At 40.6% G+C, this 14448-nt stretch carries 15 protein-coding genes; 1 reads left to right on the top strand and 14 read right to left on the bottom strand.

The window, feature by feature from the left end; translation table 11 throughout:
* Window positions 1–97 precede the first annotated feature (97 nt).
* The 14 genes from ftsH to ABID29_RS11730 all read right to left on the bottom strand — a co-directional run bounded on the left by ftsH (window position 98) and on the right by ABID29_RS11730 (window position 13481).
* On the bottom strand, window positions 98–2068 hold the full coding sequence (gene ftsH, locus ABID29_RS11665) for an ATP-dependent zinc metalloprotease FtsH (RefSeq protein WP_354366292.1): 1971 nt from the start codon (window positions 2066–2068) through the stop codon (window positions 98–100).
* Between the two features lie 32 nt (window positions 2069–2100).
* The gene (gene hpt, locus ABID29_RS11670; protein ID WP_354366293.1) at window positions 2101–2643 is read right to left on the bottom strand and encodes a hypoxanthine phosphoribosyltransferase; all 543 of its coding nucleotides are present in this window, start codon (window positions 2641–2643) and stop codon (window positions 2101–2103) included.
* On the bottom strand, window positions 2624–3916 hold the full coding sequence (gene tilS, locus ABID29_RS11675; RefSeq protein WP_354366294.1) for a tRNA lysidine(34) synthetase TilS: 1293 nt from the start codon (window positions 3914–3916) through the stop codon (window positions 2624–2626). The genes hpt and tilS overlap by 20 nt, the downstream gene beginning before the upstream one ends.
* On the bottom strand, window positions 3913–5196 hold the full coding sequence (locus tag ABID29_RS11680) for a serine hydrolase (RefSeq protein WP_354366295.1): 1284 nt from the start codon (window positions 5194–5196) through the stop codon (window positions 3913–3915). Before ABID29_RS11680 ends, tilS begins: the two co-directional genes overlap by 4 nt.
* 12 nt (window positions 5197–5208) lie before the next feature.
* On the bottom strand, window positions 5209–5325 hold the full coding sequence (locus tag ABID29_RS11685) for an SP_0009 family protein (protein WP_354366296.1): 117 nt from the start codon (window positions 5323–5325) through the stop codon (window positions 5209–5211).
* Window positions 5326–5715, bottom strand: a complete 390-nt coding sequence (locus tag ABID29_RS11690) for an FtsB family cell division protein (protein ID WP_354366297.1) — start codon at window positions 5713–5715, stop codon at window positions 5326–5328.
* Entirely contained in the window at window positions 5705–5974 is a 270-nt protein-coding gene (locus ABID29_RS11695; protein ID WP_354366298.1) for an RNA-binding S4 domain-containing protein, read from the bottom strand. Before ABID29_RS11695 ends, ABID29_RS11690 begins: the two co-directional genes overlap by 11 nt.
* 75 nt (window positions 5975–6049) lie before the next feature.
* Window positions 6050–6385 (bottom strand): HD domain-containing protein, encoded by a 336-nt coding sequence (locus ABID29_RS11700; RefSeq protein ID WP_354366299.1) that lies wholly within the window; start codon window positions 6383–6385, stop codon window positions 6050–6052.
* Window positions 6357–6575 carry an HD domain-containing protein gene (locus ABID29_RS11705; RefSeq protein WP_354366300.1) on the bottom strand — a complete coding sequence of 73 codons (219 nt, stop codon included), beginning with the start codon at window positions 6573–6575 and terminating at the stop codon, window positions 6357–6359. The genes ABID29_RS11700 and ABID29_RS11705 overlap by 29 nt, the downstream gene beginning before the upstream one ends.
* Window positions 6576–7246: 671 nt before the next feature.
* Window positions 7247–7633, bottom strand: coding sequence for a helix-turn-helix domain-containing protein (locus ABID29_RS11710; RefSeq protein WP_354366301.1), 387 nt, complete (start codon window positions 7631–7633; stop codon window positions 7247–7249).
* A 101-nt stretch (window positions 7634–7734) separates the two neighbouring features.
* Window positions 7735–11232, bottom strand: coding sequence for a transcription-repair coupling factor (mfd, locus tag ABID29_RS11715; RefSeq protein WP_354366302.1), 3498 nt, complete (start codon window positions 11230–11232; stop codon window positions 7735–7737).
* Between the two features lies 1 nt (window position 11233).
* Window positions 11234–11803, bottom strand: a complete 570-nt coding sequence (gene pth / locus ABID29_RS11720) for an aminoacyl-tRNA hydrolase (RefSeq protein WP_354366303.1) — start codon at window positions 11801–11803, stop codon at window positions 11234–11236.
* 72 nt (window positions 11804–11875) lie between these two features.
* A complete protein-coding gene (gene ychF / locus ABID29_RS11725; RefSeq protein ID WP_354366304.1) occupies window positions 11876–12991 on the bottom strand; it encodes a redox-regulated ATPase YchF in 1116 nt (371 codons plus the stop codon).
* A gap of 79 nt (window positions 12992–13070) precedes the next feature.
* Window positions 13071–13481 carry a helix-turn-helix domain-containing protein gene (locus ABID29_RS11730; protein ID WP_354366305.1) on the bottom strand — a complete coding sequence of 137 codons (411 nt, stop codon included), beginning with the start codon at window positions 13479–13481 and terminating at the stop codon, window positions 13071–13073.
* Window positions 13482–13722: 241 nt separating this feature from the next.
* Between ABID29_RS11730 and ABID29_RS11735 the strand changes: the two genes are divergently transcribed.
* Window positions 13723–14298: a DUF1307 domain-containing protein gene (locus tag ABID29_RS11735; RefSeq protein WP_354366306.1), complete on the top strand. Its 576-nt coding sequence runs from the start codon at window positions 13723–13725 to the stop codon at window positions 14296–14298.
* Window positions 14299–14448: the final 150 nt, after the last annotated feature.

A 14448-nucleotide genomic window follows, 5' to 3' on the forward strand; every position in this document is an offset into this window, starting at 1 on the left:
TATAATTATAAACCATGACATGAGAAAACGAGCATCTCCAACTGCGGAAATGCTCGTTTTTGTCTATTCTGAAACTAGTTTTTGCCCAGCCTCATGATTAATGAGTGTCTTTTTCCATTCGATTTTTGACTTCATCGTAGGAAAGGGCAGTCGCTTCTGCATCGGCTTCTGATGTTTCCGGCATTTGACCTGTTTCGTAAAGAGATTTAATCTGGTTGCTATCTAGAGTTTCATGTTTAAGAAGAGCTTCAGCAATCAATTTATGCTTTTCACGATTTTCTTGAATAATAGATGCTGCTGTGTTACGTGCTTCATTAAGAAGTGCACGAACTTCTGCATCAATCTCGTAGGCCGTCTGTTCAGAAATATGCTTCGGAGTGGTCTGTGCACCAAACATAGCATGACTACCTTCATATTGCATCGGACCCATCTTGTCGCTCATACCATATTCTGTGACCATAGCACGCGCCATTTGAGTTGCTTGTTCAAAATCGTTAGAAGCTCCCGTAGTCTGTGCATTAAAGATAATCTCCTCTGCTACACGACCACCCATGAGTCCTGCCAATTGTTCCTTCATATCTTCTTTAGATAGAAGCATCTGGTCTTCCTTAGGCAGAGCGATCATATAACCACCTGCACGGCCACGTGGCACAATAGTCACCTTATGGACAACTCGTGCATTGGATAGTACTAATCCGACAATAGTATGGCCTGCTTCATGATAGGCAATCATTTCCCTTTCTTTTTGGGAAACCGTCCGATCTTTCTTAGAAGGACCAGCAATCACACGATCCTCTGCTTCATCAATATCTGAAGCGTCAATCTTAATTTTATTGCGACGTGCAGCCACAAGAGCAGCTTCGTTGAGGACATTCTCTAGGTCTGCCCCTACAAAACCAGGGGTTTGCTGCGCCACCAGTTTCAAATCAACATCGTCTGCAAGGGGTTTGTTTCGAGCATGAACCTTTAAAATAGCCTCACGTCCTTTAACATCCGGACGGCCTACCAGGACCTTGCGGTCAAAACGGCCTGGACGAAGAAGGGCTGGGTCAAGGACATCGCTACGGTTTGTCGCAGCAATAATAATGATTCCTTCATTCCCTTCAAAACCATCCATTTCAATCAAAAGTTGGTTAAGGGTCTGTTCACGTTCGTCGTTACCGCCACCAAGGCCAATCCCCCGCTGACGTCCCACAGCGTCAATCTCATCGATGAAGATGATCGCAGGTGCAGCCTTTTTCGCATCTTCGAAAAGTGACCTGACACGACTAGCTCCGACACCAACAAACATCTCGACGAAATCTGAACCTGAAATAGAGAAGAAGGGTACACCTGCCTCACCAGCGACGGCTTTAGCAAGAAGAGTTTTACCAGTACCTGGAGGCCCCTCTAACAGAACACCTGCAGGAATACGAGCACCAAGTTTGGTGAAGCGTTTTGGATCTTTCAAAAATTCAACAACTTCAACCAGCTCTTGTTTTTCTTCCTCTGCACCTGCAACATCTGAAAAACGTACCTTTACATCATCCTTGGTCATAGAACGGGCTTTATTGCGTCCAAAGTTCATAGCACCACGGGCACCACCAGCTCCGCCTTGTCCCATCATTGAAAAGATGAAAAAACCAAAAATAAGGAGGGGAACAAAGTTTAAAATCAGACTGAGCCACAAACCATTGGAACTCTCTGGCTTAACTTTTAACTTAACATTGGCTTCCTCAGCTAAATCTGTCAGCTCAGCAATGGTAGTATCAGTAGCAAGCACCAAAGATTTAAATTCTGTAACAGTTGTTGCTGGTGCCGTAAAAAATTGAATTCCTGTCTCGGCAGATGCTTCAACCTTTTGAGGTTCCTTGTATTTACCTGAGATTGAAACGACACTGTCACCTGGCTGATAGGTCAATTCCTTAATCTTTCCATCTTCAACTTGTTTGACCAATTCAGAATAGGAAATTTCCTGACTTCTAAATCCATCTCCAGCAAAGAGATATTGGAATCCAGAAATTAGGGCAATAATTAGGATTATATATAGGAAGGAATTTCGTAAAAAGCTATTTTTTTTATTGTTCATATATGTGCGAGCACCTACTTGTTTTCTATTTGTTAGTTGGTGTAGACTTCCTCTTTTAATACACCAATGTATGGAAGGTTACGATAATTTTCAGCATAATCTAAGCCAAAACCTACTAGAAATTCATTTGGAACAGTAAAGCCGGTATAGTCTGCATCAATTTCAACAACACGGCCTTCTGGCTTATCAACGAGGGTAACAATTTTGACAGAGGCAGGCTCACGATCTAAAAACAACTGTTTTAAGTCCTTCAAGGTCCGTCCTGTATCAATAATATCTTCGACAAAGATAACATGGCGCCCTTTGATATCAGTATCAACATCTTTAATAATATTGACCTTTCCAGAGCTTGCTGTTCCTCCATGATAACTTGAAACAATCATAAATTCCAATTCAACATGCGTATCAATATGCTTGATTAACTCTGCCAAAAAAGGAACGGAACCCTTCAACACTCCGACCAAAATAGGATTCTTATCCTGATAATCTTCTGTCAAAAGTTGACCTAATTCTTTTGATTTATCAACGATTTCATCATGGCTAATAAGGATCTTTTCAATGTAGTTTTCTAACATATGCTTTCTCTCGTTTTTTAATATATAATTTGTTTTCTATTGTATCATTTTTTGCTGATTTACTCAAATCACTGACTGCAATTCCTGCAATCCCTATGATTTTTTCATCCTGCTCTAAAATGATCGCTTTTTTCTTTTGAGTGACAGGAATACGTTTTTCATGGTAAATCCGTTTTAATTTACGATGGTGTCCTTTATATATTATCTGATCACCGTTTTGCTGATGTCTCAGAATAATGGGATTTGAACTAGACAAAACAATTTCCTGGTCCCATTCTGCCAAGGGAGCATTGAAAGAAAATGTAAACGGACCAAAATCTCGTGTATTTCCAGATTTTAACATAGTTTGACTCAAGTCTCCATAGGTCTCTGGATTGATTTTTTCAATAGAAAACCTATCATAAGTGATGATAAGCTGATAATCTTTCCTGATCTTGTAAATGGTATTCACCTTATTTTCAAGACTATAGAGCATTTCATCAAATTGACCTCTAGAAAGCGCAAGTTCTGGAAAATTGGTCAGATAATCTTCTAATAACAAAATCTGTAAACCCTTAGGAGAAGCTTTGAAGGTTTCCAAATTCTGAATATCCAGTGATTTTGCCAAATAAAGGAGAGCTTCCTGCAAATGCAACATTTCCTGAGACAGGGCCACAAGAGAATCGCTTAATCTAGGATTTTCTTTGCTCAGTTGGGGGAGATAAGTATTTCTAATCCTATTTCTCAAATAGATATTTTCTTGATTAGAGGCATCTTCAAAATGAAAAACGCATGGCAAATCTTTTTTAGCAAAAGTCAGCAAGGGCCTAATGAGTTCACCCTGACCGAAAGTTTGACATTCCTTGATGGCAGCCAGATGAAACCACTTGCTTCCGCGCAGAAGTCTCATAAAGACAGTCTCTGCTTGATCATCCTTATGATGGGCAGTCACCAGCGCCGTATAAGCAAAATCTGTCATGATTTGCTTAAAAAAAGTATAGCGAAAATCTCTAGCTTTTTTTTCTGAAAATTTTCCTTGAAAGTGAGTCATGTGAAAAGCTATATTCCTATCCTTAGCATAGGCTTCCAGATAGGCTGCTTCCTGATCCGAATCAGGCCTCTGGCCGTGGTGGACATGAGCAATCCCAATCTTAATAGCTAACTCTTCCTGACAGTCTAACAAAAGTTCAAGGAGGGCCATTGAATCTGAACCTCCTGAAACAGCCACCAACACATGGGTGTGCTTATCAAAAAAGTGCCTATGATTAGCCACTTTTAAAAATTTTTCTTTCATTTAAGTACCTTATAGACATCTGCTGCAATAGAGCTAATATCATCATATGTTTTATGATTCGTAAAAATAGAAATGACAAAAGGTGACTCTGTGTATATAAGGGCCACATCATGCCTAAAGTCATAAGCATCCCCTATTTTATGAGCGACCTTGACATCAATAGCCTTAGAGATGCGTTCATCGTCAAAAGCTGTCTCCGATAAGCTGTTCAAAACAAAGCCGGATGGGTTCAACTCATACAAAGCTGCCATGACAAGACCTGCCATTTCTGGACTAGCATCCTTTTCAGACATATCCCATGATTTTCCAGTAACAGCATCCAATATTTGATAGTAATTGGTATCGAACTGGTCAGTCACATAATAGCCTAAAATATTACTAGCAACATTATCAGACTTTTTAGCAGTCAGATCAATCAAGTTTTCCAGACTGTAAGTTTTAGAATCTGGCGACTTTGGTAAACTGCCACTACCTGCTGGCAAATAGGCCCCATCAAACTCATGAACCTTGTCCGTATACTTGAACGTATCTTTTAGTTGCAATGTCCCATTTTCCAAGCCTAGCTGAGCATAGTAAAGAACAGGTAATTTCCCGATACTAGCCGAATACATCAACTTGTCTTGGTTAATTCCAGCTGTAAACCCTGTGTCAAGTTGCTGAATATATACCCCAATATCAGGATCATTGTAGTTTTGGTTAAGCATTTCTTGAACCTGATCTATTCGGTTATCTTCGAGTGACAGAAAATCCATTGACACCCAACCTTCTGGAATCTTAGCAAATTCTCCTCTTGGAGTTTTGACCATTTCTGATACTGTCACCTGAGTATAAGGAGCTGGCGCCTTAGAAGATTTTTTAGCTTGATTGCCTATCGGACTTGACATGATTGTAAATCCTTTGTCAACCCAAAAGACGGTTTCTTGATAACTTTGTTCCTGAATAATATCATCAAAAACAATCGATTGACTAGCCAAGATATAAGTTTCATCTGACAATTGAAAAACAGGTTGTAAATAATCATTGACAGTCAAGTTTACAATTTCAAATTTCTGATTGGGAGAAAGATGACCAACTACCTGAGTAAGATTACTATCCTCGTAACGGGATGTCTTTTCAAAAACATTAGGATTGGATGGCAGAGTTTGATAGTAACCATCGTAAACAGTACTTTGGAGGGCGTAGTGGTTCTCATTTGACAGTTCAAAATCACGTTCACTACTGATCACTGGTACAGGAATCAGAATGGTTGACGCACTCAAAAACAGGATGAATTTCCGCATAACCCCTCCTTCCTAATCTTCTCTTTCTGACTCTAACAATCGTAATTCTTGATTTTTCTGGGCTAATTCTTCTAATTTTTCATCAGAAAATAACAAGAATTGCTCTATGGTTTCTACTAAATTTTCCATTTATTTTGAAGTTGGTAATAAACTTGGAATGGTATAAACGAACTCGCCATCCTTGGAGTAATGATACTTAGCCCTAACATACTTGGCCACATAGTCTTTATCTGATAATTTTTTTACCAGGGACTGCTCTTCTTCAACTCTCTTCTCCAGAGCTTGATAGCTAGTCTTCATTTCTGCTAACTTCTCTCGTTTCCCCAATAGTTGCTCATAGGACTGCAGTAAGTTATAAGCTGGAAGTGTAAAGAGAAAAATAATCAGGATAAGAATCATTCCCATAAAACGGTTTTTCCGCTGCTTTTCCAGATTGACAGATTGACGTTTGGAACGCTCTTCTTGGATAAACGCGTTATTGAGTTGTAAGACCCTAGAGTTAACCTTTTTATTGCTCATCACTTTCTATCCTTTTTTCACTGATGATTTCGTACATCTTGTCTGCATCTTGTTTTTTGGTACTATCCAGCATTTCCAAGACACGGACGGTCAAGAGTTTGTTTCCAAAGCGGATCTCGACTTCATCATTTGCCTTTAGGTCTGTTGAAGACTTGGCTAGGACACCATTGACCTTGATGCGGCCCTTATCCGCGACTTCCTTGGCCACTGTCCGACGTTTGATTATCCGGGATACTTTTAAATATTTGTCTAAGCGCATGAGTTTCCTCCTTAACCCTATTATTCTACCATTTTTTTTGGAAAATAGCAGAGCTAAACCATTAAAAGTTCCTCTCTATCCTTTTTGACTGGCAGCTATTTTATCACGGGTATCTTCACGGATTTCCTGACGAAGTTGACTTAGATAGGGTGAAAAAGCTACTTTGTCATTAGCATGGGTCAGATTTAAGTTGTATTCGTGGGGCTCCCAGGTCGAAATATCTGAAAAATTATGCTGAATTACAGCTTCCATGCCATCCAAAGCCTTGTAAAGCTTGGCTTCTTCTGTATCCAGTGCAGCCATTTCCTTGTAAAGAGCCCTCATTTGTTCTGCATAGGGTTGAGGAAGAGTTGACAGCCATATAAAGAGCAATTCTTCTTCCTTATCCCGGTGTGCCTGCGTTTTTTTCAAAGGTCGGAATATCTCCTGTAAAGGCTTCTCCTAAATCGTGAATAAGACACATTGTCAAGACCTTGGTCATATCTAGATGGGAAAATTCTTCCTTGAGTAAAAAGGCCATTAAAGTCATCATCCAGCTATGCTCCGCCACGCTTTCCTTGCGGCCTTTAGAGGTATAGCAGTGTCTGGTCGTATCCTTCAACCTTTCAGCAATCTTTAGTATCTCTAGGACCTGTCTAGGTCCATAACAAACTCCTCCTTTTTGATTCTATCCTAATCAAAAAGAAGGGAAAAAGCAAGACAAAACAAGAGGCTGGGACTCAGTCCTAGCCTTTCAATTATTTTTGATTTGTTAAGCAAGACGCAGTGGTTTAGTGGGGTCTAAGATGCTGATTTCATCAGTTTTTACAGCCCTAACGAATGAGTGATGCCTTGCTTCCTCATTTCCAACCTTCAACAGTCACTCCTCGCGCCCCTGCTCGCTTTCTGATTTCAAAGTTCACACCTTAGATAGTCACTCCCCTGACTATCTAAGCCATGCGGAGGTGGGTTCCAAAGGTCCGGGGGACCTTTGGAAGTTGGAAATAGAACTGACGCATTCAGTGTCAAAACGTTCTGGGAAAAGACCGTTTTAGCCCGAACCTAAAAATACGAGAGTGAGGAAAATCAAACCCTTCGGGTTACTGATTTTTGTCCCACTCTCACTTACCAAAATAAGAGTGTGGACACTATGGTCCCTGCAAAGAAAATTAGCCAAATTGAAAATCCAAGGCCAATAAGAAACCAAATATCATCACTGGTATTAGTTACATGTTTCTTCTTATCATCTAAAAAATTCAGGATGTCAGCATAAGTTCTAAAATCATGGTTTTTTTAGATGCAAAACAACTGAAATACAGCATAAATCAAAGGTATTGCTATAAGGCTAAGCAAGGTATTGCTCTGATTGACTGTTATTAAAAATTTAGTCGGATAAGCGACCGAGTAAGCAAACCAAGATAATCCTGAAATCACCAGCCACTTTTTGAATTGTTTTTTATCATTATGAAATCTCATTTCCTCAACATCTCCTTTGATTAGATTATCCAAGGAAACATCGAAATAGGTCGCTATCAAGAGCAGACTGTTAATATCTGGGTAGGTCTTTCCACGTTCCCAGTTGGAGATGGTTTGACGTGAAACATAGAGTTTCTCCGCTAACTCCTCCTGCGATAACCTCCTTTCTGTTCTGAGTTCAACTAACCTGTTTTGTAGCTCCATATAGACCTCCTTGGTACTTCTACTCTATTCTTTCTGAGATGATTTTACCATATAAAAGCTTGGTCAGGTTTGATTTTTTCTGTCAAAAGTCTTTGACAAGCCTAATCAGACTGCTTGCGGGCTTTAATTTCCAGTAGTTTTTCAGCAAAGGCAATCAATTCTTCTAGGATGATATGGTCTTTTTGATTGCGGACATCAAAGATGACTTGCATCTTGCCTTGGTACTCTGAGATACGGGCTTTTAAGTGGGTAGATGATAGGGCTTCAAAATAATCCTGGGTCAAAAAGACTTGATTGGCTGCTGGTTCAAAGGTAATTGTAATGGTATTTGCCTTCTTCTCTGCCAATTCCACAAAGGACTGGTCCATGAAAGATTTTAGGAGGCCGATTTCGATCAAGTAGGCCACCACATCTGGATATTCGCCAAAGCGGTCCATAAGTTCATCCTGAAGATTTTGGTAGTCTTCACGGTTGTCAATCTGGCGGATACGCTTGTAAATTTCAATTTTTTGGCGTTCATCTGAAATGTAGCTGCTTGGCAAATAGGCATCCATTTGCAGACTGAGTTCTGCATTGGAACGTTTTCGTTCTGTTTTCTTGCCTTGTTTTTGAGCGATAGCTTCTTCTAGCAATTGATTGTAAAGTTCAAAACCGACTGAATCGATAAAGCCAGACTGAGACGCACCGAGCAGATTTCCAGCCCCGCGAATAGACAAGTCCCGCATGGCAATCTTAAAACCAGAACCTAACTCTGTAAAGCCTTTAATGGCTTCCAAACGCTTTTCAGCCACCTCTGTCAATACCTTATCTGGACGGTACATGAAGTAGGCATAGGCGATTCGATTGCTCCTGCCGACACGTCCACGAAGTTGATACAAGGTTGACAGTCCCATATAGTCTGCATTTTCAATAAAGAGAGTATTGGCATTTGGAATATCCACGCCTGTCTCGATAATGGTCGTTGTGACCAAAACGTCGTAATCCCCTTCAATAAAGGACATCAAAGTATTTTCCAATTGTATTTCCGACATCTGACCATGGACAAATCCAATCCGTGCTTCAGGAACCAAGTCACGAATTTCAGACACTTTTTGCTCAATGGTGTCAACTCGATTGTAAAGATAAAAGACCTGACCACCTCTGTCAATTTCACGCAACATAGCCTCACGGATCATGTCAGGTGTAAACTCCATGACATAGGTCTGAACTGGGTAACGATTGGTCGGTGGCGTCTCAATCACAGATAAATCTCGAATCCCCAGCATGGACATATGAAGAGTCCGAGGAATTGGAGTTGCTGTCAATGTCAAGACGTCAACCTTAGTTTTTAATTCCTTGAGCTTTTCCTTATGTTTGACCCCAAAACGCTGCTCTTCATCAATAACAATCAAGCCCAGATCTGCAAACACGACATCACTAGACAAAAGGCGATGAGTTCCAATAAGGATATCCACTTGCCCTTTTTTCAATTTTTCCAATGTCTTAGCCTGTTCTGCCTTACTTCTAAAACGGCTAAGGACATCGATATTAACTGGAAAATCTAGAAAACGAGCTAAAAAATTGGTGTAATGCTGCTGGGCTAAAACTGTTGTAGGCACCAAAATAGCTACCTGCTTGTTATCATTCACTGCCTTAAATGCCGCGCGCATGGCTACTTCCGTTTTACCAAAACCAACATCTCCGACCAGAAGACGATCCATGGGTTGCTTGGCTTCCATGTCTTTTTTGACCTCAGCAATTGAACGCAGTTGGTCATCTGTTTCCGCATAGGCAAAGGCTTGGTCAAACTCGACCTGATGATCATCATCAGCCGCAAAGGCGTGTCCTTCTAACTGGCTCCGTTCAGCATACAAGCGAATCAAATCATCTGCAATATCTTCAACTTGTTTTTGAACCTTGGTTTTTGTTTTTTGGAAGCGACCATCATTGAGCTTGTTGATTTTCGGCTCTTTGCCATCACTGGCCACATATTTAGAAAGGAGCTCAATCTGCTCAATGGGCAGTGAAATCCGATCAGAATTCTGGTATTGAATGGTCAGGTAATCTCTATGGATCCCACCAATTTCAATGGTTTCAAGACCCAAAAATTTTCCGATTCCATGAACATGATGGACCACATAATCCCCGGCTACCAATTCATTGTAATCCTTGAGGCGTTCACTATTTGACAGATTGGCTCTTCGGGTTTTTCGTTTGACCTTTTTATGGAAGATTTCATGACTGGTAATCAGAGCAATCTTCTCATCTAAAAAGTTAAAACCCGAGGATAGATGGCCAATGACCAGCTGTGCCTCACCCTTTTCAATATCTCTGTCAGAAACAAACGGCAGATCAATGTCGTATTCTTGTAACGTTTTCTGTAAATTCTGTAAACCTTGTTCCGAATCCGCTTGGATAAGAATCGTGTAACCAGACTTTCCAAACCGCCTCAGTTCATCAGACAAGAGAGGAATCTGGCTAAAAAATTCCTGCATCTTGTGCTGGTTAAACTGAAACAGGGCATCAAACTGAAGATTTCCCAGACCTTTTTGAAAAGGAGAGAAAAAAGTAGCCGACGGATACTGTCTTAGTTGGCTATAGATGGATGCTGCATAATATTGGTTTAGCAGAGCTTTACTATTTTGTAAATCATCTGTCAAGTATTGTGCTAGTTCGACATCAAACTTGGCATGGCTGTCTTGAATCTTATGAAAATCATCTAGAAAAATCAAGGATTGCTTTGGAAGATAATCCAGTAGGGTCCAGTCTTTTTCATATAAGAAACTCAGGAATTTTCGCTGGTCTTCATGCCTAAACTCTTTTTTAAAACTGGCAAGCAACTCTTCTAAATAAGATTTCAAAGTTTGATTGTCAGCCTTGTCAATTTCAATTGACAAAATCTTTACAGATCTTTGGTAATCCGAACTTGCCAACAAGATATCACTAGCAGGAGAAATCGTGACAGCATCCAAATTTTCCTCAGAGAGTTGACTGGTAATATCAAAATTTCGAACACTGTCAACTTCATCTCCAAAAAATTCAATCCGATAAGGTTTTTCCACATTCAGAGGAAAAATGTCTAGAATATCTCCGCGCAGACTAAATTCACCAGGCGTGAGGACACGTCCTTCTTTCTTATAACCTAGTTGCACCAGGGATTTTACAAGACTGTCCATCCCATATTCTTGTCCCACCTCTAGCTCGACATAGGAAGTATCAAAAGTAACAGGATTCGGCAACAAGAGTCGACAAGCCTGAACACTCGCAACGACAATCCCAGACTCTTTTTTATTTCGTAAGAAGTCAAGACTTGCCAATCGAGAGATTGTTCTCTCAGCGGAAGCAAAGACAAATTCTGCCCGCGCAGCATCATCAGCAAAAAAATGAAAGACCTTATTTGCTCCTAAGAGGCTTTCTAAGTCACTGGTTAATTTTTCTGCTTCATTTTGATTTGGAGTCACGATCAGGATTTTTTCGTCAAAATCACTGACAGCACTGGCCATTACAAGGGCCTTGATGCTATCTGATAATCCCATTACCAGCTGTCTTTTGCTTTGATTGAGATTTTTTAGCCATTGGCTGATTTGTTTATTTTCTCTTAGTAAATCCAGTAATGCCATATCACCCACTATATTTTTGTGTTGTTTTTAGAAAATCCTTCTCTTGTAAATAGAAGTTGACAGCACTGTCAACTCTATCAAGCGCTTGAAGAATCGAAATCTGATCATCATTTTCAAACTTGGTCAAGACATGATGGTGGACAGGTAGACCATTTTTCGGCCGACCAATACCGATTTTAATACGCTTAAATTCCTGGGTTCCGAGATGGGCTATGATGGACTTGATCCCATTGTGGCCACCTGCTGAACCCTTTTGACGAAAGCGGACCTTCCCGACTTCCATATCTAAATCGTCATAGACGACCATTAAGTCCTCTACATCTAGCCCAAAATAGGTTAAGAGGGCATGCACTGCTTCTCCAGATTTGTTCATAAAGGTGGTTGGCTTGACCAGAAAGATTTTTTCACCGTTGATGCGGGTTGTAGCTATTTCAGCCTTAAAAATTTTGTCTTCTGTAAAGGTTTCGTTGACTGTTTTAACCATTTTGTCAACCAGCATAAAACCAACATTGTGTCTGGTTTCATGGTATTTGGATCCTGGATTTCCCAGACCGACGATTAATTTTGTCATAGTATTCCTTTCAAAACGCTAAAAGGGTTGGAAAAGTTTTCCAACCTAAATCATTTTTACAGATTTTCAGCATCAAACGTTAAAACGGAACTCCATGATGTCCCCATCCTGCACCACGTATTCCTTACCTTCTTCACGCAGGCGACCGGCTTCCTTGACCGCCTTCTCGCTGCCATAGTGCATGAGATCGTCGTAACTCATGGTCACCGCACGGATAAACCCTTTTTCAAAGTCGGAGTGAATGATACCAGCTGCTTGAGGGGCCTTGATGCCACGTTTGAAGGTCCAGGCACGCACCTCTTTTTCACCGGCGGTAAAGTAAGTGCCAAGCCCAAGCAGGTGGTAGGCTGCACGGGTCAGCTTGTCTACACCAGACTCTGTCAAGCCGATAGCTTCCAAGAACTCTGCCTTGTCCTCGTCTTCCAGCTCTGCAATTTCCTCCTCGGCACGAGCAGAAATGACTACTACCTCGGCGTTTTCAGTTGCCGCAAAATCACGGATTTGCTGCACATAGTCAATGCTATCTGGATCAGCTACCTTGTCCTCGTCCACATTGGCCACGTAAAGGACTGGCTTGGTGGTCAAGAGGAAGAGTTGCTTAACGATTTTGAGCTCGTCATCGCTGAAGTCCACGGTACGGGCAGACTTGCCGTCCTCAAGGACTGGCTTTATTTTTTGGAGAATGGTGAACTCCGCAACGGAATCTTTGTCTTTTTGGGTACGCGCCATCTTCTCTACACGCGCATAGCGTTTATTGACACTTTCAAGGTCAGCCAAAATAAGCTCCAAGTTGATGGTTTCAATATCCGCAATCGGATCGACAAAGGCGTCTTCACGGCCTTGCTCGCGCATAACATTTTCATCATCAAAAGCACGCACCACATGGACAATAGCGTCCACTTCACGGATGTTGGCTAGGAATTTATTGCCCAGACCCTCCCCACGAGAGGCACCTTTTACGATACCGGCAATGTCGGTAAATTCGAAGGTCGTTGGTACCGTCTTTTTCGGTGTGATCAGCTCGGTCAACTTTTGTAGACGCTCATCTGGCACCTCCACCATGCCGACGTTAGGGTCAATGGTCGCGAAAGGGTAGTTGGCAGCCTCTGCACCTGCCTTAGTAATTGCGTTGAAAAGGGTTGATTTGCCCACGTTTGGCAAACCGACGATACCTGCTGTTAAAGCCATGTTTGTTTTTCTCCGTAAAATTTATTCAATCTTAATCATTATAGCAGAAAATCAAGAAAAAAGCTTGTCGAGTGACAAGCTAAAATAACTTTATGAACAATTTAATCCACATGACAATGAGTGGTACAAAAAAGATTAGCCACCAGTATGTTGAGATTAAATCAATAAGAATGGTCATACCATCTCTTTTTTCATACTGTCCTGTTTCCGGATTAAGAACAAATTCTCTACCTCTCAATAACTGAAGATTTTCTTCATCTTCTTCTGATTTTTCATAAGATGTGACTGGCTTAACACCTAGCACCAACTCATCTAGACTTACATCAAAAATTGATGCCAACTTGACAAGAGTCTCAAGGTCAGGGGAGGTTTCGCCGTTCTCCCACCTTGAAATCGCCTGACGAGACAGGTGAAGCTGTGTCGCTAAGTCTTCTTGAGACAGGCGTTTTTGGGTGCGGAGTGTTTTTAATTGCTCTGGAAATTTATTCATACCGTCAACCTCGCTTTCTTTACACCCATTATAGCCAAATTTCTTTGAGCAAACAAGAAACAGATGGCTTGAAAAAACGCAACAAAAGGTGGCAAGCAGTAATATGCAATAGCAGATTATTTAATGAGCTTGATAAATTAAAAATTCTCATAAAAATGTTTCAATCTTTTATTGAATTTTGAAAACGTTTGACAATTTTGGATTATTATAGTATAAAAGTGATATGAAAAGGAGGAAAATTATGTTAAATTTTCTAAAATTTACAAAAGGAGTTCTCATTTTGTTTGCACTCCTACTATTGACTGCTTGTTCTCAAAATAGAAGAGAAAATAAAGCAGAGCCAAATAAAGAAGAGACTTCAGCAGTCACTACAACATCAGAGACAACAGCTGCTCCTACCCCTATGATTGAAACCCATAGTTATCAATTATTCGATAGTAAAGGAATTGATTCCAGACTTATCTATCATTATGAGGATGACAAGGTTATCAAGCAAAAAACAGAAAATATTGTTCTTTATTCTTTTTTAGGAATGACAGACGCTAAAACAGCGCAAGAGGCCTACCAAGCCCAAGCCCAACAATATCAAGGCTTAGAAGGGGTTACCTATTCTATTCAATACGATAGTGACCGAATGGTTGAGCATATCGAAGTGGACTATGAAAAAGCTAAAATTTCTGAAATTGCTCACATTATTGGAATTCCAAGTGAACAAGCAAGTAAAATTGACTTTATCAGTTTTAAAGAAAGCCAAAAAATACTGGAAACAAACGGTTATGTAGAAATTAAAGATAACCAGTTCCAACAGTTACCATAATCATAACCACCCGTCTAACGGGTGGTTTGAACAGGGGCTATAAGCACATATCACCAGAGGCTGGGCAAAAACTAGTTTCAGAATAGACAAAAACGAGCATTTCCGCAGTTGGAGATGCTCGTTTTCTCATGTCATGGTTTATAATTATAA

It is taken from the genome of Streptococcus rupicaprae (genome assembly GCF_040545225.1).
Lineage (GTDB): Bacteria > Bacillota > Bacilli > Lactobacillales > Streptococcaceae > Streptococcus > Streptococcus rupicaprae.

Excerpts from the sequence above, each read along its gene's own strand:
- hpt (WP_354366293.1), bottom strand. The coding sequence starts at position 2,643 with ATGTTAGAAAACTACATTGAAAAGATCCTTATTAGCCATGATGAAATC.
- ABID29_RS11690 (WP_354366297.1), bottom strand. The coding sequence starts at position 5,715 with ATGAGCAATAAAAAGGTTAACTCTAGGGTCTTACAACTCAATAACGCG.
- ychF (WP_354366304.1), bottom strand. The coding sequence starts at position 12,991 with ATGGCTTTAACAGCAGGTATCGTCGGTTTGCCAAACGTGGGCAAATCA.
- pth (WP_354366303.1), bottom strand. The coding sequence starts at position 11,803 with ATGACAAAATTAATCGTCGGTCTGGGAAATCCAGGATCCAAATACCAT.
- tilS (WP_354366294.1), bottom strand. The coding sequence starts at position 3,916 with ATGAAAGAAAAATTTTTAAAAGTGGCTAATCATAGGCACTTTTTTGAT.
- ABID29_RS11695 (WP_354366298.1), bottom strand. The coding sequence starts at position 5,974 with ATGCGCTTAGACAAATATTTAAAAGTATCCCGGATAATCAAACGTCGG.
- ABID29_RS11685 (WP_354366296.1), bottom strand. The coding sequence starts at position 5,325 with ATGGAAAATTTAGTAGAAACCATAGAGCAATTCTTGTTATTTTCTGAT.
- ABID29_RS11710 (WP_354366301.1), bottom strand. The coding sequence starts at position 7,633 with ATGGAGCTACAAAACAGGTTAGTTGAACTCAGAACAGAAAGGAGGTTA.
- ABID29_RS11735 (WP_354366306.1), top strand. The coding sequence starts at position 13,723 with ATGTTAAATTTTCTAAAATTTACAAAAGGAGTTCTCATTTTGTTTGCA.
- ftsH (WP_354366292.1), bottom strand. The coding sequence starts at position 2,068 with ATGAACAATAAAAAAAATAGCTTTTTACGAAATTCCTTCCTATATATA.
- ABID29_RS11680 (WP_354366295.1), bottom strand. The coding sequence starts at position 5,196 with ATGCGGAAATTCATCCTGTTTTTGAGTGCGTCAACCATTCTGATTCCT.
- mfd (WP_354366302.1), bottom strand. The coding sequence starts at position 11,232 with ATGGCATTACTGGATTTACTAAGAGAAAATAAACAAATCAGCCAATGG.
- ABID29_RS11730 (WP_354366305.1), bottom strand. The coding sequence starts at position 13,481 with ATGAATAAATTTCCAGAGCAATTAAAAACACTCCGCACCCAAAAACGC.